General features: G+C 45.6%; 20 protein-coding genes and 1 other annotated feature. Of the genes, 17 read left to right on the forward strand and 3 right to left on the reverse strand.

Going from position 1 to position 23,746, the window contains the following annotated elements; genetic code table 11:
• Positions 1-314 precede the first annotated feature (314 nt).
• Positions 315-959: a hypothetical protein gene (locus ACTCCX_RS10915; protein WP_463276019.1), complete on the forward strand. Its 645-nt coding sequence runs from the start codon at positions 315-317 to the stop codon at positions 957-959.
• A gap of 312 nt (positions 960-1,271) precedes the next feature.
• Positions 1,272-2,969, forward strand: a complete 1,698-nt coding sequence (ilvD, locus tag ACTCCX_RS10920; RefSeq protein ID WP_463276020.1) for a dihydroxy-acid dehydratase — start codon at positions 1,272-1,274, stop codon at positions 2,967-2,969.
• Positions 2,970-3,065: 96 nt separating this feature from the next.
• Here the strand turns inward: ilvD and ACTCCX_RS10925 are convergent, their stop codons facing one another.
• On the reverse strand, positions 3,066-4,487 hold the full coding sequence (locus ACTCCX_RS10925; protein ID WP_463276021.1) for an MFS transporter: 1,422 nt from the start codon (positions 4,485-4,487) through the stop codon (positions 3,066-3,068).
• A gap of 524 nt (positions 4,488-5,011) precedes the next feature.
• On the opposite strand from ACTCCX_RS10925, the gene ACTCCX_RS10930 reads away from it, so the two are divergent.
• The 14 genes from ACTCCX_RS10930 (at position 5,012) to ACTCCX_RS10995 (ending at position 19,506) form a co-directional block, all read left to right on the forward strand.
• Positions 5,012-5,785 carry an IclR family transcriptional regulator gene (locus ACTCCX_RS10930; RefSeq protein WP_463276022.1) on the forward strand — a complete coding sequence of 258 codons (774 nt, stop codon included), beginning with the start codon at positions 5,012-5,014 and terminating at the stop codon, positions 5,783-5,785.
• Positions 5,786-6,039: 254 nt separating this feature from the next.
• Positions 6,040-6,687, forward strand: coding sequence for a bifunctional 2-keto-4-hydroxyglutarate aldolase/2-keto-3-deoxy-6-phosphogluconate aldolase (locus ACTCCX_RS10935; protein WP_463276023.1), 648 nt, complete (start codon positions 6,040-6,042; stop codon positions 6,685-6,687).
• A 42-nt stretch (positions 6,688-6,729) separates the two neighbouring features.
• Positions 6,730-8,145 (forward strand): glucuronate isomerase, encoded by a 1,416-nt coding sequence (gene uxaC, locus ACTCCX_RS10940; RefSeq protein ID WP_463276024.1) that lies wholly within the window; start codon positions 6,730-6,732, stop codon positions 8,143-8,145.
• Positions 8,146-8,177: 32 nt separating this feature from the next.
• Entirely contained in the window at positions 8,178-9,233 is a 1,056-nt protein-coding gene (gene uxuA, locus ACTCCX_RS10945) for a mannonate dehydratase (RefSeq protein ID WP_463276025.1), read from the forward strand.
• A gap of 18 nt (positions 9,234-9,251) precedes the next feature.
• Complete coding sequence (locus ACTCCX_RS10950) at positions 9,252-10,097, forward strand: SDR family oxidoreductase (RefSeq protein WP_463276026.1); 846 nt, start codon at positions 9,252-9,254, stop codon at positions 10,095-10,097.
• A gap of 97 nt (positions 10,098-10,194) precedes the next feature.
• Positions 10,195-11,043, forward strand: coding sequence for an HAD family hydrolase (locus ACTCCX_RS10955; protein ID WP_463276027.1), 849 nt, complete (start codon positions 10,195-10,197; stop codon positions 11,041-11,043).
• Between the two features lie 51 nt (positions 11,044-11,094).
• Positions 11,095-12,837 (forward strand): glycoside hydrolase family 3 protein, encoded by a 1,743-nt coding sequence (locus ACTCCX_RS10960; protein WP_463276028.1) that lies wholly within the window; start codon positions 11,095-11,097, stop codon positions 12,835-12,837.
• 514 nt (positions 12,838-13,351) lie between these two features.
• On the forward strand, positions 13,352-14,215 hold the full coding sequence (locus ACTCCX_RS10965) for an AraC family transcriptional regulator (RefSeq protein WP_463276029.1): 864 nt from the start codon (positions 13,352-13,354) through the stop codon (positions 14,213-14,215).
• A 5-nt stretch (positions 14,216-14,220) separates the two neighbouring features.
• Positions 14,221-15,396, forward strand: a complete 1,176-nt coding sequence (locus ACTCCX_RS10970; protein ID WP_463276030.1) for a Gfo/Idh/MocA family protein — start codon at positions 14,221-14,223, stop codon at positions 15,394-15,396.
• Between the two features lie 19 nt (positions 15,397-15,415).
• Positions 15,416-16,429, forward strand: coding sequence for a Gfo/Idh/MocA family protein (locus ACTCCX_RS10975; RefSeq protein WP_463276031.1), 1,014 nt, complete (start codon positions 15,416-15,418; stop codon positions 16,427-16,429).
• A complete protein-coding gene (locus tag ACTCCX_RS10980; protein WP_463276032.1) occupies positions 16,422-17,285 on the forward strand; it encodes a sugar phosphate isomerase/epimerase family protein in 864 nt (287 codons plus the stop codon). Before ACTCCX_RS10975 ends, ACTCCX_RS10980 begins: the two co-directional genes overlap by 8 nt.
• Before the next feature lie 79 nt (positions 17,286-17,364).
• Positions 17,365-18,447 (forward strand): Gfo/Idh/MocA family protein, encoded by a 1,083-nt coding sequence (locus ACTCCX_RS10985; protein ID WP_463276033.1) that lies wholly within the window; start codon positions 17,365-17,367, stop codon positions 18,445-18,447.
• Positions 18,448-18,598: 151 nt separating this feature from the next.
• Positions 18,599-19,303, forward strand: coding sequence for an NAD(P)H-dependent oxidoreductase (locus tag ACTCCX_RS10990; protein WP_463276034.1), 705 nt, complete (start codon positions 18,599-18,601; stop codon positions 19,301-19,303).
• Positions 19,304-19,323: 20 nt separating this feature from the next.
• Positions 19,324-19,506, forward strand: coding sequence for a hypothetical protein (locus ACTCCX_RS10995; RefSeq protein WP_463276035.1), 183 nt, complete (start codon positions 19,324-19,326; stop codon positions 19,504-19,506).
• 315 nt (positions 19,507-19,821) lie between these two features.
• On the opposite strand, the gene ACTCCX_RS11000 is transcribed toward ACTCCX_RS10995, so the two are convergent.
• Together ACTCCX_RS11000 and tyrS are read right to left on the reverse strand one after the other, a co-directional pair.
• Positions 19,822-20,361: a GNAT family N-acetyltransferase gene (locus ACTCCX_RS11000; RefSeq protein ID WP_463276036.1), complete on the reverse strand. Its 540-nt coding sequence runs from the start codon at positions 20,359-20,361 to the stop codon at positions 19,822-19,824.
• 1 nt (position 20,362) lies between these two features.
• Positions 20,363-21,625 (reverse strand): tyrosine--tRNA ligase, encoded by a 1,263-nt coding sequence (gene tyrS, locus ACTCCX_RS11005; protein ID WP_463276037.1) that lies wholly within the window; start codon positions 21,623-21,625, stop codon positions 20,363-20,365.
• Positions 21,626-21,694: 69 nt separating this feature from the next.
• Positions 21,695-21,909 (reverse strand) — a binding site (T-box leader).
• 319 nt (positions 21,910-22,228) lie between these two features.
• On the opposite strand from tyrS, the gene ACTCCX_RS11010 reads away from it, so the two are divergent.
• Positions 22,229-23,539, forward strand: a complete 1,311-nt coding sequence (locus ACTCCX_RS11010; protein ID WP_463276038.1) for a C40 family peptidase — start codon at positions 22,229-22,231, stop codon at positions 23,537-23,539.
• Positions 23,540-23,746: the final 207 nt, after the last annotated feature.

Here is a 23,746-nt window from a genome sequence, read left to right on the forward strand (position 1 = left end):
AACACCGCCGTTTATTTTTATTATACGCCACAACGAGGGGAACTCTACATAGATACAGACTCAATAGCTTACTTATTTTTCAACGATACACTACACTAGTGTCGGAAACAGGCGCTGAAGGACACATCGGGAGAAGTTGATGGTACGTTTTCTGAAAAAATGCATGCAGTCCGGTAAATTTTGGTATAATGAAAGGATAGCAACAAAAAACAGAACGACTTTTCATTTGCGCAACGGGATGGCTTAGCTTCTCGTTAATTTGAAATGATAGGGGTATGAGTCGGATTTTGTAATAACGATATAGGAGCGCAAGGATGTCAGATCAGAAGGTTTATTTATTATTAACGGACACGGGGTCGGTGTTGACCCGGATCATCAAACTGTTTACGCAAAAAAAATACAATCATGTATCCTTAGCGTTTGATGAGGCGCTGGCGGATACATTCAGTTTCGGCCGAAAAAAAGCCAATAACCCTTTTATAGGGGGGTTCATACACGAAGATGTGACCTCTGATTTCTACAGCCAGTCCAAATGCGCGGTGTATTCGTTGACTGTGTCAGAGGAACAGGCGGCAGTGATGAGAGGCTATGTAGCTTCATTCGAAAAGGACAATGAAAAGTACCATTACAATCTGATGGGGTTACTGCCTGCTCTGTTCAATATGGAGTGGGACAGGAAAAATTATTATTTTTGTTCGCATTTTGTTTCGACTGTTTTAGCGGAGGGAAAGGTGTTGCAAGCCAACAAGCCGGTGACACTCATGAGGCCGACAGATATTTTGGAAGCATTGCCGTTTGTTCTTTTGTACGAGGGCAAACTGTTTCAATTTAATGAGCTCTCCATGAGTGCCGTTGAGCAAGCGCCGATAATTGAAGCCGAGAAGATGATCGCATCGTTAGAAATGGATAGTGCTGACCTCCTTTTTCCGGATAATTTTTTGCCTGTCCCTGTCCTTTAATCAGCTGGATGCATTGAAGTAGTCGAAAGGAATATGAAAGAAAAATAAAAGCATTGACTTATTTCTAATTTAGATTTAATATTTAAAGAAAGATAATGAAAGGAGTTGCAGCATGATGAGAAGAAGTAGCACATACAGAACGACAGCTTGCCATGCTGTAAACACTTTATTAGTCATTATTATGCCCTAGGATTCAAACTATTCAATTAGTTGAGTCCTATTCTTAGTGAATCGGGGCTCGACGCAAGCTGAAGCCCTACGAAACATGAGGGCTTCTTTTTTATAAATATACGGAAAAAAGGGGAGACAGCAATGCGTAGTGATATAATCAAAAAGGGAATAGATAAAGCACCACATCGTTCCTTGCTGAGAGCAACTGGACAAATCAAAGAAGAGGCGGATATGGACAAACCGTTCATAGCTGTCTGCAATTCCTATACAGATATCGTTCCTGGACATGTGCATTTGAGGGAATTGGGCGACATCGCCAAAGAAGCGATCCGTGAAGCCGGCGGGATTCCTTTTGAATTCAACACGATAGGTGTCGATGACGGGATTGCGATGGGTCACATCGGGATGCGCTACTCATTGCCATCACGCGAAATCATTGCCGATGCCGCTGAAACGGTCATCAACGCACACTGGTTCGATGGTGTTTTCTACATTCCGAACTGCGATAAGATCACACCGGGTATGCTGTTGGCGGCTGTCCGCACAAACGTTCCGGCGATTTTCTGCTCAGGCGGCCCGATGAAGGCTGGACTTTCTGCTACAGGGCAGGCTCTGACATTGTCATCCATGTTTGAGGCGGTAGGTGCTTTCAAAGAAGGCAACATGACCCAGGAAGAATTCTTCGATATGGAAGCTAACGCTTGCCCGACTTGCGGTTCCTGCGCGGGGATGTTCACAGCCAACTCAATGAATTGTTTGATGGAAGTATTGGGATTGGCATTGCCGTACAACGGGACTGCTTTGGCTGTCAGCGATGAACGAAGAGAATTGATCCGCGAAGCGGCCTTCAAGTTGATGGACTTGGTTAAAAAAGACATCAAACCGCGCGACATCATCACTGCTGATGCGATCGATGATGCCTTCGCCTTGGATATGGCTATGGGCGGTTCGACGAATACGGTACTGCATACATTAGCTTTAGCGAAAGAAGCCGGAATCGACTATGATATGAACCGCATCAACGAAATTGCCGAATCAACCCCATACCTATCAAAAATTGCACCATCTTCTGCTTATTCCATGCATGATGTGCATGAAGCAGGCGGCGTGCCGGCAATCATGAATGAATTGATCAAACATGGCAGCCTGCACCCTGACCGTATCACAGTCACCAGCAAGACAATCCGCGAAAACGTTGCGGATCATGAAATCAAAAATGAAGCAGTCATCCATAAATATGAAAATGCTTATTCTCCGGTAGGTGGCTTATCCATCCTGAACGGTAATATTGCTCCTTTCGGCGGCGTCATCAAAGTAGGCGGTGTGGATGCCGACATCAAAAAATTCGTCGGAAAAGCGATCTGTTTCAGCAGCCATGATGAGGCAGTGGAAGCGATCGATAACCGTACTGTCAAAAAAGGCCATGTTGTCGTTATCCGTTATGAAGGCCCTAAAGGCGGTCCGGGAATGCCGGAAATGCTGGCGCCAACTTCTTCCATCGTGGGCCGCGGCTTAGGCCGTGATGTTGCACTGATCACGGACGGACGTTTCTCCGGTGCCACACGCGGTATCGCGATCGGACACATCTCACCGGAAGCAGCTTCAGGGGGTCCAATCGGCTTGATTGAAGATGGTGATGAAATCGTCATCGATCTGGAGCACCGTACAATCAATGTAACAGTCGCTGACGAAGTGCTGGCAGAAAGAAAGAAAAAGCAAACCCGCTTCGTCCCTAAAGTGAAGACAGGCTGGTTGGGGCGTTACGCAGCTTTGGTTACATCAGCCAATACCGGCGGCGTTCTGAAGACACCGGATGAAATTTTTGCAGAATACGAGTAAAACAAAAAAATGCAAAACAAAAAAATCCACGTCGGAGTTACCGGCGTGGATTTTTTGTTGTGTTGCAATACAGTTCATTCGTTTGCATCAAAGAGCTCATTCTTCGTCGCGGCCCAGTGCAATCTGCATCTCGCGAACGGTCTTTCTGTCCAAATTGAAGATGAACTTGAAGCAAATGAACATGATGATGTAACCGATCAATGGGAACAGAGCAGCCATATCGCGGATGGCCAGTGAGTTCTCGACGGTCCATGTCATAGCGTCTTTAACATCCAGAGTAGGGATCAGGATAGCGATGGATGCAGGGATGAATGATTGGCCGAAACCTTGTGCGACTTTACGCAACATGGAATAGGTTGCATAAACGGAACCTTCATTGCGGCTGCCGGTCTGCCATTCCTGGTAATCGATTGCGTCAGCAACCATTCCCCAAGTGTAAATCGTTGACCCGAAGGCGAAACTGTTGGCGATAATCTGCATCGTAATCCAAAGGATCGGATTTTTGATTTCGACTAAGTAAAGGAAAGCATATACAGCGACGGAACCGACCAGTGGCCAAGTGGACAATTCTTTTTTGCCCAGTTTTCCGACTAATGCACCTCCGAGGGCAGTACCCACAAACAGCGGGATAATTTGAGTCAGGATGGAGTAAGAGCTCAAGGTTCCGTCTCCGTAGTACATCTGGTAAGTCAATTGGTGCAATTGGTTCCCGCCCAAGATGAACAGGATTTGTGCGATGGAGGCAAGAGCGATACCCAAAATTGCACGATTGCGGAAGAAATCCTTCAATGTCTTGAAATAATTGAATTTTATTTCTTCACCTGCAGTCTCGACATGCTGAATGCGTTCCTCCGTATTCAGATACAGAAGCGCAAAAGCAATGATGGAAACGATGCCCAAAATGACTGCAATCGGGAACATTCTTTCGCCACGGAAAATACTTGCTGTTTGGCCATTTTTTGTGACTTGTTCATAAGCGAACAACGGAATCAGGATGCCCAGAGGAACACCGGCGATGATGTATCCCCAAGAACGGGCGTTGGACAAAGCAGCACGTTGTGAAGGTTTGGAAGTCATCACGGAGCTCAGAGCGCCGTAGGGAACATTCACGATTGTATAGGTGATGTCCCATAAGATGTACCCACCGATACACAAAGCAAGTTTAGCAGGATAGGACCAGTCAGCCGCATCGATGAACATGACGGTTGCCGCCAATGCCAGGAATGGGGAGCCGCGCAGAATCCATTGTTTGAATTTCTCGCCTTTTTTGTTTGCACCCATGCGATCGACGATTGCGCCGATGATTGGATCGTTGATGCCATCAAGAATTTTTGTGACCAGGATGATGATTGAATAGTGGGCCAAGGAAATCCCTATGTATTGTGTGTAGAAAATGAACATGTAGCTGGAAATTAAAGTGAAACTCATATTGCAGCCGAAGTCGCCCATGAAATATCCAAGCAGGTCACGGAATCCGAATGGACGCTTCACTGCGCCAGTTACTTGATGTTGAGCCATTTTGAATCTTCCTTCCATAATGATTATTTTTGACAAGAAGAGCGAAAATAATAGCGTGATATTCGTATCATAATATGAAATATCTTTTCTTAATCTGATATGAGTATAGTAAGAAAACGTATCCAAGTCAAAGCCGACCATGGAAAGAATCAAAAATATAGCCAGTTCTGACAAATTTTTGACATATTCCCATAGACTGGTTATTGCTCTAGGCCCAACCCAGTAAAGAATGTTCCAAAAATAGACGCCCGAACTTACCATCTTCGACGGATGCTTCCATATGAAGACAAAAAGCTGACAATCGCAAACGTGGTAAACTGTGAATGCGTTTAAATTATTTTTTTGAAAATTCCCACGGGGGCTTATCATGCTCTGTTTGATCTGCTATAATATCACAATGTGAAACGATTTCCTGGTTAGTGAATCCAAATACTGGTTTTTGAGGAGAGAGTTCTGGGAAATGAGATGGCATACAAATACTGAAAAAGTATCGAGATTATAATAAGAAAAGGATGATCAGAAAAATGGTACAAAAAGAAATATCAAACGCGAGCACAAAAGTCCAATCGATAGATCGGGCCTTATCGATCCTTGAAACCTTGGCGGACTACCCTAGCCTCAGCCTGATGGAATTGAGCGAAAAAGTCCATCTTCATAAAGCAACAACCCACCGCTTGGTGAACTCTCTGATGGAGAACGGCTACATTGACCGTAATCCTGACACTAAGCAATATCGCATTTCCTTGAAGATGTTCCATCTCGGGAACAAACGTGTCCACAACATCGACTTTTTGAACGTGGCCAAAAGCATGATCCGTCAGCTTTCGGACGATACAAAACAGACCGTACATTTGGTTGTTGAAGATAACGATGAAGTGCTGTACATCGATAAGTATGGTGAATCCCGTGGTGTGCGGATGCAATCAAAGATCGGTACGAAAGCGCCGCTTTATTGCACTGCGGTCGGGAAAGCGCTCCTGAGCACCCGTCAAAACGCTGCAGTCCGTGAATATTGGGACAGTATCGTTCCGGAACAAAAGACCGGACGCACAATCACTACTTATGAAGAGCTCATCAGTGAATTGGATGAAATCAGAAGGAATGGTTACGCTCTCGATGATGAGGAATTTGAAGAGGGCATCGTCTGCATAGCTGCAGCATTCTCGAGCGCAAGGGAAGTTGCGGCCGGTGCGATCAGCATCTCCTTGCCATTGTCCAACATGGTCGATAAAGACTTTTACACTGGAAAAATTTTGGAGTATTCCACAAAAATTTCACACTTTCTCGGGCACTTTTGATCCTTTCCGATCGGATGACGATGAAGCTGCAGCTCCCCACAAACACATGATCCGTGCGTTTGTGGGGAGCTTTTTTGTGTTGGGTTTTGTTTTTTTCAGGCCATGCAGGAGTATGCCACAATTTCTTCACAATTAAACATTCATTTTTATATTTCTGATGAAATTTCGTTGACATAAAAGATGGTAAATTCTATAATGAACTCGAGTTATGATACTGAGTTCCACAATGCGAAACCATGAATGGAGGATGACAAATGAGCGTCAAGAGAGATACCCTGGCTCAATTACAAGAGAATTACCTGTTTGCAGTCGTGCGCGGAGTTTCCGAAGAAGCAGGTTATGAGATTTCAAAAGCAGCTTATCAAGGAGGCATCAAAAACATCGAGGTGACATTTTCGACACCGGGTGCTGAAAATGTTATGCGTAAACTGTCTGATGAATTCGCAGGTACGGATATGGTTGTAGGTGCAGGTACGGTATTGGATGATGTCGCTGCGAGAATTTCAATCATGAACGGAGCGAAATTTATCGTAAGCCCTTCCTTCAACGAGAAAATCTCGAGAATGTGCAACCTTTACACTGTGCCATACTTGCCTGGATGCGGATCTGTTACAGAGATTCAAATGGCTCTGGAAACTGGCTGCGAAGTAGTGAAGCTTTTCCCGGGTGGTCTGTTGGGTCCTGGATTCATCAAAGATGTTCATGGTCCTATTCCTTGGGTTGACGTGATGCCATCAGGTGGCGTAAGCATTGAAAACATGGATAAATGGATCGCAAACGGAGCATGGTCAGTCGGTGTCGGCAGTGCCTTGACAAGAAACCTTAAAGAAGGCGGCTATGCAACTGTAACTGCTGCAGCTAAAGAATTTGCAGATCGCTTGGCTGAAATCAAAGCGCAATAATCAATACTATCCAAAATAAAGCTCGGAAGGGGATTTCTTCACATGTCATTTATTCATGACGACTTTATGCTACAGTCCGAAACGGCCAAAAAACTTTATCACGAATATGCGGAAAGCATGCCAATCTTCGATTACCACTGCCATTTGGTCCCACAACAGATTGCTGAAGATTATGAGTTCGAAAACATTACGGAATTATGGTTGGGCGGAGATCACTACAAATGGCGCGCCATGCGTGCGATGGGAATTCCGGAAGAAAAAATTACCGGCAATGCTTCGCCTGAAGAAAAATTTGAAGCATGGGCCTACACTGCTGAAAACGCAGTAGGGAATCCGTTGTTCCACTGGACAGCCTTGGAATTGAAAAAGTACTTCCATATAGAAGAAACACTTACCAGTGCCAACTGGAAGGAAGTTTATGAGGAATGCAATCGCGTGTTGAAAGAAGAAAAGCTGACAGCGCGCAAGTTGATCCAAAATTCCAACGTCACCTTCATTTGCACGACAGACAACCCTACAGACACTTTGGAATGGCACAAAGCAATCGCCGAAGATGAGACATTCGATGTTGCCGTCGTTCCCGGGTTCCGTCCGGATGAAGCCTTCGCTATCCAGGATGCAGTCAAGTTTGCTGGATTCATCGGAAAAATGCAAGAAACAACCGGCAAGCAACTGAGCACATTCACTGAGTTGGTTGAAGCAATGGAAGAGCGAATCCAATATTTTGCGGATCATGGATCGAACGTTTCCGACCACGGCTTAACCCAAATCTACTACGCTGAAGCCACGGATGAAGAGATTGAAGCAATCTACGCCAAAGCGATTGCTGGCAACAGTGTTTCTGAAACGGAATACGCAAAATACCAAACACGCTTATTGGTGGAACTGGGCAAAATTTATGCTGCCAAAGACTTCGTGATGCAATTGCACTTCGGCGCCATCCGCAACAACAACAAACGCATGTTTGCCGCATTAGGGGCGGATGCAGGTTTCGATTCGATCCAGGATCAACCGAACGTGTCCTATGCTTTGAACAATCTCCTGGGTGCAATGGACCTGACGAACGAACTGCCTAAATTCATCGCTTATAATCTTGATCCAACTTATTTCGACTTGGTGGGAACTGCGATCACGAACTTCCAAGTGAACGACAAAGGCATCAAGAGCAAGGTCCAAATGGGCTCCGGTTGGTGGTTCAACGACACCAAGTACGGCATGTTGAAACAATTGAAATCATTATCGGAAGCAGGCTTACTGATGAATTTTGTCGGCATGCTGACGGATTCAAGAAGCTTTATCTCCTATACGCGTCATGAGTATTTCCGCCGTATCCTGTGCGATTTCATCGGTGATCTCGTGGAACGTGGAGAAATCCCGAATGATGCCAAGTTATTGGAAAAGCTGATCACGAACATCAGCTACAACAACGCTGTAGAATACTTTGATTTTAAAAAATAAAAAACAAAAAAAGAAGAGGAAGTGTTTTTGAAATGGAAATGTCATTCAGATGGTACGGTCACGAGGACCCTGTTACTTTGAAAAATATCCGTCAAATTCCTGGCATGAAAGGAATCGTTACTGCAGTTTACGATATCCCGGTTGGTCAACCGTGGCCATTGGAAAGAATCGAAAAATTGAAAGCGGACGTAGAAGCAGAAGGTCTATACATCTCTGTCATTGAATCTGTTCCGGTTCACGAGTCCATAAAATTGGGTCGTCCAGACCGTGATCAATACATCAGTGCCTACAAAGAAACCTTAACTAACTTGGGTAAAGCAGGAATTCCGGTTGTATGCTACAATTTCATGCCGATCTTTGACTGGACGCGTTCCAACTTGGCATACGAATTACCGGATGGTTCAAATGCGTTGATCTTCGATGAAGAAGAAGTAAACAAAATGGATCCCCGTACGCTTTCTCTTCCAGGATGGGACGAAAGTTACAATTCTGAAGAAATGAATGCTTTAATGGATGAATACAAAGAAGTCGACGAAGAAAAACTATGGGAAAACCTGGAGTACTTCATCAAAGCGATCATGCCTACGGCTGAGGCAGCTGGCGTGAAGATGGCAATTCACCCGGATGATCCTCCATACAGCATCTTCGGATTGCCTCGTATCATTACAGGCGGAGAAGCATTGAACCGCTTCATCAAATTGTACGACAGCGAATATAACGGTGTAACGTTATGTGTTGGTTCATTCGCTTCAGATCCTAAAAACGATGCAGTAGCAATCCTGAAAGATATGCTTGCTAAAAAACGTGTGAACTTCGTGCATGCACGTAACGTGAAATTAGTCGGCGGACGTTCATTCGAAGAATCTGCTCACTTGTCCGAAATGGGATCCATTGACATGTATGAAGTGGTTAAAGCATGTGTGGAAGGCGGCTTTGAAGGTGCAATCCGTCCAGACCATGGCCGTATGATTTGGGGAGAAACTGGTAAACCAGGTTATGGTTTGTATGACCGTGCGTTAGGTGCAACTTACCTGAATGGTTTGGAAGAAGCAGTGAAGAAAAACTTAAAAGCTCAAAAACAACAATAAGAAAGAAGGAAATTAACCATGACAAGCCCATTCGTTCATGATTTTACCGATAAAGTAGTAGTAGTTACAGGTGCAGGTGGAGTATTATGCTCTTTCTTCGCAAAAGAGTTCGCTAGAGCAGGCGCTAAAGTTGCTCTTTTGGACTTAAACGTAGATAACGCGCAAGGATACGCTGATGAAATCGTTGCTGCCGGCGGCATCGCTAAAGCATACAAAGCCAACGTTTTGGAATTACCAAGCTTGCAAGCTGCTAAAGAAGCAGTTGTTGCTGATTTGGGTCCAGTTGACATCTTGGTCAACGGTGCTGGCGGAAACAACCCGCGTGCAACGACTGACAATGAGTACCATGAAACTGATTTGCCTGAAGGAACAAAAACTTTCTTCGACTTGGATCAAAGCGGTATCGAATTCGTATTCAACTTAAACTTCTTAGGTACAGTATTGCCTACACAAGTTTTTGCTAAAGACATGGTTGGCCGCCCAGGCGCTAACATCATCAACATCTCAAGCATGAACGGATTCACTCCATTAACTAAAATCGTTGCTTACTCAGGCGCGAAAGCTGCTATCTCCAACTTGACGGAATGGTTAGCTGTTCACTTTGCACACGTAGGTCTGCGTGTCAATGCGATCGCACCAGGATTCTTGGTTTCAAAACAAAACCAAGCACTGCTGTTCAATGAAGATGGCACACCAACTCCTCGTACAGGCAAAATCCTTGGAAGCACTCCAATGGGCCGTTTCGGCGAACCGCAAGAATTGATCGGCGGCTTGTTGTTCTTGGCTGACGACAAAGCTGCAAGCTTTGTGAACGGCGTCGTATTGCCGATTGACGGCGGCTTCAATGCATATTCAGGCGTATAATTTAAAGTAATCGAATAGGGCAGATAGAACGAAGTGTTTCATACAGTTCAATGCTATCTGCTCTGTTTTTTTTGAGAACAAGTTAGGAGAGAAAATAATGTCTACACACCCAACACAATTTACCAAACAAAAAAAATTCTTAGTATGTGTCGATTCCGATGGTTGCGCAATGGATACGATGAATGTGAAGCACGAGCGTTTCTTCGGTCCTTTGGCAGCTGATGAATATGGCATCAAAGATCGCGAAACTTTCTTGGCTGACTGGAACCGCATCAACTTGTTTTCAAGCACACGCGGCATCAACCGTTTTAAAGCTTTGGTTTTGACTCTGCAAGTAGCGCAAGAAAAAGGCGAAAACGTAGGGGATATCACTGCCTTGACTAACTGGGCGGAAAACGCGGCTTCCCTATCAAATGCTTCTTTGGAAGCGGAAATTGCGAAAGCAACTTCTGAAGATCTGGAAAAAGCTTTGGTATGGAGCAAGAAAGTTAACGAAGGCATTGAAAAGGAATTGGCTGGCGAAGACAAACCGTTCCCAGGCGTTCTTGAAGGCTTGACTAAAATCCACGGCTTGACTGATGTCGCGATCGTGAGTTCCGCCAACAGCGAAGCTTTGAACAGCGAATGGAATCGCCATAATTTGATGCAACAAGTGGATGTTGTCTACGGACAAGAAGTAGGCAGCAAAGCAGATGCTATCGCTGATCTGTTGACGAAAGGTTATGCAGCGGACGAAATTTTGATGGTCGGCGACGCACCTGGCGATGAACAGGCAGCGACGGTCAATGGGGTATTCTATTATCCGATCCTCTTCGGAAAAGAAGAATTCTCTTGGGAACGTCTAAGCAATGAAGCAATCGAAAAATTCCTGAACAAAGAATACGCAGGCGCTTATCAAGAAAAAGTACTTGGAGAATTCCACGCTTTATTGGCTCAATTCGATTAATCAGATTCATGATATCAAGTTGAAAACATTACGTTATCAGGAGGAAAAACAGTGCCAAAATTAGTTGATTTAAAAGCAAAACCGTATAACCTGAACGACAAACAGGTCGAGTGGGTAAATGATACAATCGCCGGTATGACAGATGAAGAAAAAATTGGGCAATTGTTCACGAACCTTTTCTTCTTCGGAGATGATGCCTTCTCAGGCAACGATTTCACCAATAAGGAAATCATCGAAAAATTCCATATCGGTGCCGCACGTTACCACGGAAATTCGAAAGAAGACATCCAGGATCTATTGAACGACCTGCAATCCATGTCCAAAATTCCTTTGTTGGTTGCAGCGAACTGCGACTCCGGCGGAAACGGCGCATGCAGCGAGGGTACTTACATCGCTTCCGGTGCTCAGGCTGAAGCCGCAGGCGACCCACTGGTTTCTTACCATGCCGGCTTGGTTTCCGCGCGTGAAGAAAAAGCTTTAGGCGTCAACGTCAACTTCGATCCATGTGTGGATATCCTTTACAACTGGAGAAACACAATCGTGAACACGCGTGCTTACGGTACCGATGCAGAAACTGTCATCAAATACACAAATGCTTATTTGGATGGATTGACTGCTGAAAACGGCGAAAACATGGAAGATGGCGTGATCCAATGCATCAAGCACTTCCCTGGCGACGGAACCGAAGAACGCGACCAACATTTGGTCCTGGGCGTTAATGAATTGAGCCCTGAAGAGTGGCGCGCTTCATTCGGTAAAGTTTACCAAAACCATATCGACCGCGGCGTTGAAATGATCATGGCCGGACACATCGCTGTTCCTGCTTTGCAAAAAGAATTGAACCCTGCTTTAGAGGACAAAGATATCATGCCTGCAACATTGGCTGAAGAATTGATCCAAGATGAATTGAAGACTGAATTAGGCTTCAACGGCTTGGTAATCACAGATGCAACCCACATGTTGGGTATGACGTCCGCTATGCGCCGGGAAGATTACGTTCCAAAATCGATCGCTGCTGGTTGCGATATGTTCCTGTTCTTCAACAACATCGAAGAGGACTTCGGCTTCATGCTGAAAGGCTACCAAAACGGCGTCATCACGGAAGAACGTCTGACCGATGCGTTGCGCCGTATCCTGGGCTTGAAAGCTAAATTGCACTTGCCTGAGAAACAAGCAAATGGTACGTTATTGCGCACACGCGAAGACTTGGAAGTCATCGGCTGTGAAGAACATCTGCAATGGAGAGCGGAAGCTGCTGATAAAGGGATCTCTTTGATCAAGGATACCCAAAACAATCTGCCGATCAATCCGGTCGACCACAAGCGCATCCGACTTTACATGCTGGAGGGCGAAAAAGGCGGCATCACTGATAACGGTTCGAAAGCGCAACAACTGTTCGTGGAAGAGTTGGCGAAGCGCGGCTACGAAGTGACCGTCAACGAACGAGGCTCCCGCGTCAAAGGCGCTACGCTGAAATACCGTGACGAAGTAGACTTCGCTTTGGAAGTTGCCGATATCGTCGGTTACGGCGCGCAAAACAATTACCGCATCCAATGGAGCACTGCCATGGCGAATGAAGTTCCTTGGTTCGTATGGGAAGTTCCGCATGCCTTCGTTTCATTGAACTTCACGACGCACCTGCACGATGCGACAATGGTGAAAACATTCGTCAATGCTTACCACAACAATGCAGAAACGATCAAACAAGTCATCGACAAACTAGAAGGCAAAACTGAATTCAAAGGCGGCCACAACGACCTAGTTTGGACCGACAAATGGCAAGCTAAATTATAAAAAGTGTGTGATGATTCGCGTTTAGATACCCGGACGTTGGAGTGAACAGTGGATGTCCACCTCTTTTGTGGACAACCACTGTTTGCGAAACGGGAGCGGTATCTGCGAATCAGAACCGTTCTATAGGATACGATGAATTGCGTTTAGAGGGTGAGCACTAAGAGGATATTACGAGAACGGCCGCTTTTTGGCCGTGACGTAATATCAACTTAGGCACTCAAACGTCACAGTGCGACGTTTGAGGTCTTTGGCCATTTAAGTACTGAGCCTACTGAGGCACCTTTTGCTTGCAATTCAGAATTCAACTACAAGGATAAGGATGCACTGTGCCTTTTTGTTCACATATCTCCCAAAACACTGCTGTATCAAGTAAAGCCGAGAATATTTTTTCTCGGTTTTGTTTTTTTGAACAACAAAAAACACTCTCGGTCAATAATCTCGAAAATGTAAGCATTTCCGGGCATTGAATTGTAAACGCTGTTATTTTATACTCTAAAGTGTCAAAGAGAGGGAGGTGACACGTATCATTGAAAAGTTGTTGATCGGATATCACGTCAAGGGACAAGCTTATGCCCTTGATTTCCATACACACCCGCAATATGAAATATTCCTGTTCCATGGCGGAAATTGTCGATTCCTGGTCGGTAATAAAATCTATTATCTTCAGCCTGGCGACTTGCTGATGATGGATGGGATGACAGTTCACCGTGCCTACATCATCGGAGATAAGGATGCCTATGAACGCAGCATCGTCCATTTCGATGCCGAATGGATAGCTCCTTTACTGAAGGATCTGAACATTGACTATCTGCTGCGATTGTTTACTGAAAATCGCAATGGCCTCATTCGGACTTTCCGGAAGAAGGATGAACTCCTCTTGGAAAATGCTATCCGGGAAATGAATCATTTGCAACAATTGGACCAATCCTATGCAAATGAAGCCAAACGCAAACTTTCTTTAATCCAGTTGCTTCTGATGATAGATTCTTCAACCGATAAGATCGTAGAAAAAGGACAGGCTTATGTCGATGAAAAAACGCAGATAGCGGAGAAGGTTTCGGAATACATTTTCAGGCATTACTGTGACTCGTTCACTATCGATGATATCGCCTCTACCCTTAATTTGAGCAAGTCCTATTTGTCCCATGCCTTCAAAGAAATCACAGGAAACACCATCATGGCTTATGCGATGGGATATCGGCTATCACAAGCATGCACGGCTTTATTGATGGAACCAACCAAATCCATCAAGATGATTTCCGGCGAATGCGGTTTTGAAAGCGATGCTCATTTCAGCAGGTATTTCAAACAGAACATCGGCACAACCCCAAGTAATTACAGAAAAAACAATAGAATCAGCATACAAAAAGGAGAATGATGAGAATGACAGAAAAAGTGAAATTAGGAATTATTGGTTATGGTGCAGAAGGTGGCATGTACGCTAGTTTTTTCAAAAACAATGATGAGCGCCTGAATGACAATATCGAGTTGGCGGCAATCTGTGATAATGATCCAGCAAAAAAAGCGAAAGTTGCTGCAGATTTTCCTGAATTGCCATTTTTCGACAACTATATGGACCTGTTGGAATCGGGTACAGTCAACGCAATCGTTACTACTGTTCCCCACTATGACCACTGTGTGATCGGTATCGACGCGTTGAAACGCGGCATCCACTTGTTGGGCGAAAAGCCGGCAGGTGTTTATACGAAAGATGTTGAACGTTTGATTGCTGCAGCTGATGAAAACCCAGAAACGACTTTCGCTATCTTCTTCAACCAACGCACGAATCCGCTTTACCGCCGTGTGAAACAACTGATGGACGAAAAAGCAATCGGCGATCTGCAACGCGCTACTTGGATCATCACAACTTGGTGGAGACCGCAAGGCTATTACAACCAAAGCGCATGGCGTGCAACGTGGGGCGGCGAAGGCGGTGGCGTCTTAGTCAACCAAGCGCCTCACCAATTGGATTTGCTGCAATGGATCTGCGGAAAACCTGAAAAAGTATATGCGAAATTGCAATATGGTGCCGGCCGTAACATCGTAGTTGAAAATGAAGTGAATGCGTTATTGGATTTCGGAAACGGCGCTACCGGTTCATTCATCACTTGCACAAACGACATCGTCGGAACGGACCGCTTTGAAATCTTCGGCACGAAAGGCAAAATCATCGTCGAAGATTCGAAAAAATTGATCGTGAAACAATTGACAGCTCCGGAAGCTGAACTTTCCGAAAACATGGATATGCAGGATGTCATGAAATTATTCATGGGACAAATCAACATGGCCGATTACGTTACTGTAACGGAAGAAGAGTTCGAGACACCACAAGGTCTGCAACACATCTCAGTGTTGAACAATTTTGCTGACCACGTCGTAAAAGGGGAGCCTTTATTGGCTAACGGCAGAGAAGGCATCAACGGGGTTACTTTAGCGAACGCTATGCATTTGTCCTCATGGTTGGATAAAGAAGTGGATTACAATGTGGACGGCGACCTGTATCTGGCAGAATTGAACAAACGCATCGCTGAAGAAGGAAAATTCGAAACAAAAAAATAAGAAAGTGACGTGATCAAGGATGATAAGAGCGGCAATAATCGGATTAGGAGATGTATCGCCTGTCCACAAATATGCGATCGACGCCAGCGACAACGGTGAATTGGTTGCGGTCTGCGACATAAATGAAGCCTTGAAGACCAAATATCCTGACGTGCCTTTTTATGCAGACGTTGAAACGATGTTGGAAAAAGAGGATTTGGATGTTGTACATATCTGCTTGCCGCACTATCTGCATTATCCGATCACAAAACTTTGTGTTGAAAAAGGCGTGCACGTTTTCCAGGAAAAGCCTTTAGCTTTGGATTATGACGAAGGGTTGAAGACGCTCGCGTTGGCTGAGGAAAGCAGTAAAAAAATCGGCGTGTGTTTCCAAAATCGCTACAACGAAACTTTTTTGGAACTGAAAAAATTGCTGGCAGATGGAAATGTTGGGGCTGTGACAGCGGTGAAAGGATTGGTGGCATGGCACAGGCCTGAAACCTACTACACAACAAAACCGTGGCGCGGGCAGATGGAATTTGCCGGCGGAGGATCGATCATCAACCAAGCTATCCATACGCTTGATCTGATGCAAGTCTTGGGCGGGGAAATCGAGCGCTGCAAAGCCAGTCTGTCGAACATCACAGATTATGACATTGAAGTTGAGGACACTGCTGTTGCGAATTTCACATTCAAGAACGGCGCGCGCGGATTTTATATGTCGACCAATGCTTATGTCGAGAACTCCAGCGTGGAATTGCAGGTCATCACCGAAAAGGCAAAATTCACGATCAAGGACAACTGTCTGTATCGTTCGGACAGTTCTGGCGAAAAAGAACTGCATCTTCGGGACACGCCGATGCAAGGGACGAAATTTTATTATGGTCCGAGCCATTCTGCCCTGATCCAGCGTTTCTACAATGCAATCGAAGCAGACACGGATGATTATGTGACGGTCCGCGAGGCTTTGCCGGCCATGCTGATGATCGATGCAATGAAGAAATCTTCAAAAGAGAACCGTACAATCGAAATGGAGGAAATCATAAATGGCTAAAGTCAAGATAGGTGTACAAGCGTCAACAGTCAAAAAGAGTTTTGAAGAAGTAGGGCCTTATGAAACGTTGAAAAAATTGCATGAAATCGGCTATAATTCGATCGAAATTTCGCAAGTGGCGACAACGCCTGAGAACATTGCTGAAATTCAAAAAGCAACGGCTGATTTCGGCATGGAAGTAGCTTCCATGAGCGCCTCCTTGAAACCGCAAGTTAAAGACGGCGAATCTTTGACGACACACTATGATAAAATCGTAGCGGACTGTAAAGCAGTGGGAACGGATTTGTTGCGCATCGGCATGTTGCCGATCGACGCGATGGCTAGTCTGGATAAAGTGCTGGAGTTCTGCCATGACGTCAATGAAGTGACGCAAAAACTGAAAGAAGACGGTATCACCTTGTATTATCATAACCACCACATCGAATTCCGCAAATACGACGGGAAATTCCTGCTGGATATCATCCGCGAAAAAGCGCCATTGTTGGGCTTTGAGCTGGATGTCCACTGGGTGCAGCGCGGTGGCGCAAATCCACTGGAAGTCATTAAAGACTACAAAGGCAAAGTGGAATTGATCCATTTGAAGGACTACCGTATCGCTGAAATCCCACAGGATGGCTTCGATGCTTTATACAGTGGGGATGTTGCCAAGTTTATGGACTACTTCACAAACACAATCCAATTCGCTGAGTTGGGAACAGGCAGTCTGCCGTTAAAAGAAATTATCGAGGAAAGCATCTCGTCTGGTGCACGCTACCTATTAGTGGAGCAGGATGATACATATGGAGTGGATCCGTTCGAAAGCTTGAAGATTTCTCGTGATCACTTACTGGAATTGGGTTACGGAAACCTGTTCTGATGAATCGGATGAAGAAGTTCGGGGAATATTCTCTTCGGACTTCTTCCTATTATATTTAAAAATTATGGAGGTCATACGAGTGGGAAATAAAGATGGAATGAATTATGCCCCGAAAGGGAAAATCAACAGGGTAGTGGAACCGGGAGCATTCAATGTCGGTGTAACGGCACTGGACCATGGGCACATCAATGGCATGACGAACGGACTGATTGAGGCCGGCGCCACAATCAAATACGTGTACGATCCGGATGCGGATAAAGTTGCTAATTATCTGGAATCATTCCCGGATGTGACAGTCGCTGCATCGTTGGAACAGATCCTGGAAGATCCGGATATCCAATTGGTTGCCGCTGCTGCGGTCCCTAATTTGCGCAGTGCTTTGGGTAACCGCGTCATGCTGGCGGGAAAAGACTACTTCACTGATAAAACCGGCTTCACGACACTGGAGCAACTGGAAGAAACCAAAAAAGTGGTAGCTGAAACCGGAAAAAAATACTGGGTCTACTTCAGCGAACGACTGCATGTGGAAGGTGCTGTTTTTGCTGGCCAATTGATCGAAGAAGGTCGGATCGGACGCGTCATCCAAGTGACCGGATTTGGACCGCATCGACTGGATAAAGAAAAACGGCCGGATTGGTTCTTCAAAAAGGAACAATACGGCGGCATTTTGGCCGATATCGGCAGCCATCAGATTGAGCAATTCCTTTACTATACAGGCAACGATGATGCAAAAGTACTGCACAGTAAGGTAGGCAACTATAATAATCCGGATAAGCCTGAATTGGAGGATTACGGTGATGCAACGCTGGTTGGCAATAATGGCGCAACCTTCATCTTCAAAGTCGATTGGTTCACTCCGGACGGCTTGGGGACTTGGGGCGATGGCCGTACCTTCATCACAGGTACGGAAGGTACGATCGAGATCCGCAAATACATCAACGTGGCGACAGAACAAACGGGCGACCACTTGTTCTTGGTGACGAAGGATGGCGAAGAACATTACTCCTTGACTGGTGAAGTCGGATTCCCGTTCTTCGGCGAAATGATTTTGGACTGTGTCAACCGCACTGAAAATGCGATGACACAGGAACATATCTTCAAGGCGCAGGAATTATGCCTGAAAGCGCAGGAACAGGCACTGAACATCACTGCAAACCTATAAGAAAAGCTGTCCCTTTCTTTGCTTCCGGATGAACCGGATGGTGGAGAAAGGGATTTTTGCATTTTTGGGCAAGGTGAGCGTGCAACTTGAACTCTGGCCGGCAGCTTGTTATGATGCGGATGAAGAACTATTGAGAGAATGAGGTGAAAGGATGCAAACATTGATCATAGTCAGCCACCCATCGCTGACTGATTCGAGCGCGCAAAGGTTTCTGTGGGAAAGTCTCCCGGCGGAAGGGGTGACTTGGCACCATCTCGAATCGGTGTATCCGGATGGCGAAATCGATCGCGAAGCCGAACAGCAACAACTGCTCCAGTATGACCGCATCATCTTCCAATTCCCGTTCTATTGGTACAGCTCGCCTGCTTTGTTGAAGCAATGGCAGGATATCGTCCTGACGGATGGTTTTGCCTACGGGACTAACGGAGGCAGGTTGTCGGGGAAAGAATTCGGCCTCGTCTTGGCACTCGGTGTGAATGAACGTGAATACCAGGCGGGGGGCAGGGAAGGCTTTTCGATTTCGGAACTGACCCGACCGTATCAGGCGATGGCGAAGAAATGCGGCATGGTGTACTTGCCGACACTTGCTGTTTCTAAATTCGATTATCTGAATGACACCAAAAAAAAAGAATTACTGATCACTTATCAGCAATACCTGACCAAAGTCAATGATGCCAGTCTAAAGGCTTCGGAGAACTGGTTCATACTCCAGTTGCAGTCGCTCGGGAAAGCTGGACTTTCCGATGCGGATCAGCAACTGGTGGAGCATCTGCTCGCCGTTTTGGAAGGCAATCGGGAACAGTTGGATGACTTGGCGTGGACGTTGGCACAGATGGAAGGCAATCAGCTTGGATAAAGCTAAAGCGAGGGACGAAAATGGAAACAGAAAATTGGGTGCAGGAACAACTGGATCATTTAGTGGGTGCGAGTAAGGATTACCGGCAAAAAGCACTCTTCCAGGAGACAAAGAAGCTTTTCCAGGAGCAGTATCAACGGATGGGACAAATGGAAGGCGAACTGGATGGACGGATCTGGAGCCCGCGAGAGTGGTCGAATTAGGAACCGTAAAAAAATAGAGGACAGCATTAAAGCTAGAATAGTATTTTCTGGCTTTGATGCTGCCCTTTCTGTATAGGAATTGGATGTATGCTCAGAAATAACCCGTCAAAACCACTTTGGCGGGGGAAAACAGTTGAAATCACAGTATGAAAACCCGCCAAATCGACATTGGCGGGGAAAAATGTCCGCAGACAACATGAGATTCCCCACAAAATCTATTTTGACGGGGAATCTCACCACGAACTCGAATACCAAACCGCCAAACTACAAAGGGGGCTGTCTCATTTTCGAGACAGCCCCCTCTATTTACGTTGTTTATTGTTTTGGTGTGAGCGGATATTGGTAGACATAGTCATCCATCACGAAGCCGCCTCCGATGGGGGAGACGATGGATTCCGTGCGGATGAAGCCGAATTTTTCGTAGAAAGCGATGGAACCTACGTTGTATTTGTTGACGGTAAGCTCTAGTACTTTTTTGTGCTCCTTGGCAGCCAAATCGACCATTTTTTGCATGATCTGATAGGCGTAGCCTTTCCCACGGGCTTCCTTCAGAAGGTAAAGTTTGCTGATGAACAGCTTGTATTCCTGTAGTTGGATAGCCAGGTAACCGGCGGATTGGCCTTCGCTTTTGATTAGGAAATAATCCAATTTGCCTGTTTCGATATCCGCTTCCAGATTCGCTTTGGACTGGATATTCTCCAACATATAGGCAACCTGTGCCGGACCGAGGATCGGCAGATAGTATTCATGCCAGATGATGTCAGCCAAGCGGGAAAGTTCGTTGATCTGTTCCAAGCTTTCGACAGGTTCCAAGTGGAGTGACGTTTCGCGCAAGAACAGTTGTGGAGTTGTCATATCAAGCCACCAACTTTACCAGGAAATATTTCTTTTTGCCGCGACGCACTAAAATGAAGCGGCCTTCGAAAGAATTTTCGGAAGTGATGACGAATGCCAGATCCGTGACTTTTTCGCCGTTGATGGAAATGGCTCCATTTTGGATATCTTCGCGTGATTGGCGGCGGGAAGGTTCGATGCCCAAGTCGACCAGCCAAGTCACTAACTCCTGTTCCTTCAGGTCGCATTCGAAAGTCGACATATTTTTGAAGCCTTCTGCGATTTCATCTGCAGTCAATTCCTTCACTTCTCCTGTAAATAGGGCTTCGGTGATCTTCAGCGCGTCCGCCAAGGCCTGTTCGCTATGGACGAAGCGCGTCATTTCGGATGCCAATACCTTTTGTGCTTCGCGTTTGTGCGGTTCTGTTTCTACTTTTTCAGCTAGCGCATCAATCTCGTCCTTCGAAAGGAAAGTGAAGTATTTCAAGTATTTGATGACATCGCGGTCGTCCTGGTTCACCCAGAATTGGTAGAACTCATAAGGCGTTGTTTTTTTCGGATCCAACCAAACCGCACCGCCGGCAGTCTTGCCGAACTTCGTGCCGTCAGCCTTCAGCATCAGAGGAATCGTCAAGCCGAAAGCTTTTGCCTCCGCACCTTCTTTTTTGCGGATCAGGTCCAATCCGGCAGTGATGTTGCCCCATTGATCTTGGCCGCCGATTTGAAGGTTTACGCCTTCGTTCTGGAAAAGGTGCAGGAAGTCCATGGATTGTAGAATTTGGTAAGTGAATTCCGTGAAGGAAATGCCCGTGTCCAGACGGCTGGCTACGATATCTTTGGCCAACATCGTATTGATGTTGAAGTTCTTGCCGAAGTCGCGCAGAAAATCCAACAGCGTCAAATCTTTTGTCCAATCATAGTTGTTGACGAGACGGATATCGGCTGAACTGTCGGACAGGAATAATTTCTTCATTTGAGAGGTCAAAGCATTTGCATTCTGGACGACTTGATCCATCGATTGCAGAACCCGTTCCTCGCTCTTTCCGCTTGGGTCGCCGATTGACCCAGTCGCACCACCGATCAGGATGACGGGCCTGTGACCGGCCAATTGGAATCTCTTCAATACGATGAAGGGAATCAAGTGTCCAATATGCAGACTGTCACCGGTTGGGTCAACGCCGCAGTAGAGACCGATCTGCTCATCCTCCGTTAATTTCCGCAAGCCTTCAGCGTCCGTTTGTTGATTGATGGCGCCGCGCCATTCTAATTCATCGATGATATTCATGTGTTTCATTCCTCTTCTCGTAAATTTATATGCAAAAAATCCCTGTCCAGACAAGAAAATTCTTGTTTGAACAGGGACGATCGTTACCGTGTTACCACCCAGTTTGCAGAGTCATCCCGGATCGGAAAGACTTTGCCACTCTGACATGTATCGTATGCCGGCCGCTTATGCGCATAAGAAAGCTCCAAAGTGTAATTCGAACCTAGGCTTGCATCAGCTTCCACCAAACGCTGATTCTCTGTAGGACAAAATCCCGATTCTACTGTCTTTTTCATCACTTTTTATTGTATTGGTTAATTGCCGTAAGTATAGCGCAGCAAAACTTTATATGTCAACCGTGACAAGTAAAAAAGTAATATTTCATAAATGTTACAAAAACGTGCCGACCCCGAAATATTACTGATGGCGCGGATTTGGACGAATTAAGCGAATCGTTTTACAGGAATGTTACAGTTAGGATACAACTTGTCGAAACCGGGTTAAACGAAAAAAAACTATGTTATGATTCATTATGTTGATGAATCTTAAGAAAAACTATAAAAAGTTAAAAGATATATAAGTATTATAACTGACGACAATCGAATGTAAGTGGAGGAATTAGACTTGAAGAAGAAATTAGTGGCTATCGCATTAGCAGGTACGATCCTTGCAACAAGTATAGTAACGCCTTTTACAGCTCAAGCAGACGAAATCTTAACAAAAATCCAACAGCAAGAAACCAAAATTTCTGAATTGGACAGCAAACAAAACACGGCAGAAGAAAACTTGTCTGCAATCACTGCAGAAGTTGATGCAGCCGAAAAGAGAGCAGAGACTTTATTGGCAAACCGCGTAAAGACACAAGATGAGATTGTGGCTTTGCAAGAAGATATTGCCGAATTGCAAGTTGTCATCGCGCAACGCGAAGAACAACTGGATGAACAAGCAAGATCGGTTCAAGTGAACGGTTCAAACGAAAACTACTTGAATTTTATCGTAGCATCCGAATCTTTCACAGATTTAGTATCCCGCATCGATGTTGTTTCAAAAATGGTTTCAGCCAATAAAGAATTGGTAGAAAAGCAAGTTGCGGATCAGAAAGCTGTTGAAGAAAAGAAAAATAAAACCGAAGAAAACTTGAATGAAATCAATGCAATGGCCATGGAGTTGGAACAACTTAAAGGCGATCTGCAAGTGAAGAAAATCGAACAAGAGAGCGCAGTTGCCGCTTTGGCTGCCGAAAAAGCAACAGCTGAATCCGATCGCCAAATGTTCTTGGCGCAAAAAGAAGAAGCTGATCAAAGAGCTGCTGCAGAAGCCGCTGCGATTGCAGCTGCTGAAGTTGCTGCAGCAACAGCCGCACAAGCAAGTTCAGAAGAGTCTTCGACCGCTGCTTCATCCGTTGATATTGCATCAAACACAGTTGCAAGTTCCGAGTCAGCAGCTCCTGTTCAAACAGTTGTCAGCACTCCTGTAGCGGAAAGTGCACCTGTCGTGTCTGCTCCTGCAGCAGTTGCACCAGTCGTGACTGCACCGGTTGTAGCTGCGCCAGTCGTGACTGCACCAGCGTTATCAGCACCAACAGGCGATGTTGTTTCCATTGCTGCGAAATACATCGGCGTTCCTTATGTATGGGGCGGAAAAACACCATCAGGTTTTGACTGCTCAGGCTTCACGTCTTATGTCTTCAGAGAAGCATACGGCATCGAAATAGGTGGCTACACAGTTCCTCAAGAAAACTCAGGTACACAGATTGCTGTATCAGCCGCACAAGCGGGAGATTTGATTTTCTGGGGTTCAAGAGGCGCGACTTATCACGTTGCGATCTACGTTGGCGGCGGACAATATATCCACGCTCCAGCACCAGGCCAAACGGTTACTTATTCTTCTTACAACCTTTCCGGCGCATCATTTGCCGTACGTGTTGCAAGATAGTCCGAAAAATTCACGACAGTCCTCCGGGGCTGTCTTTTTTTATATAGCAGGAAAGTATAAAATTTTTCGAATTGAAAAGTGCTTCACCGTAGGTGTTTTACAGGTTCCCAAAATGTTTCATGCCATCAAATTTGATGGCCAGCTTCACGGGTAAGCCCTTCGGAAAAGGAAAAAGGAACCTCTTGTCTCTGCGAGCCAAGACATACT

It is taken from the genome of Trichococcus sp., from assembly GCF_055118575.1.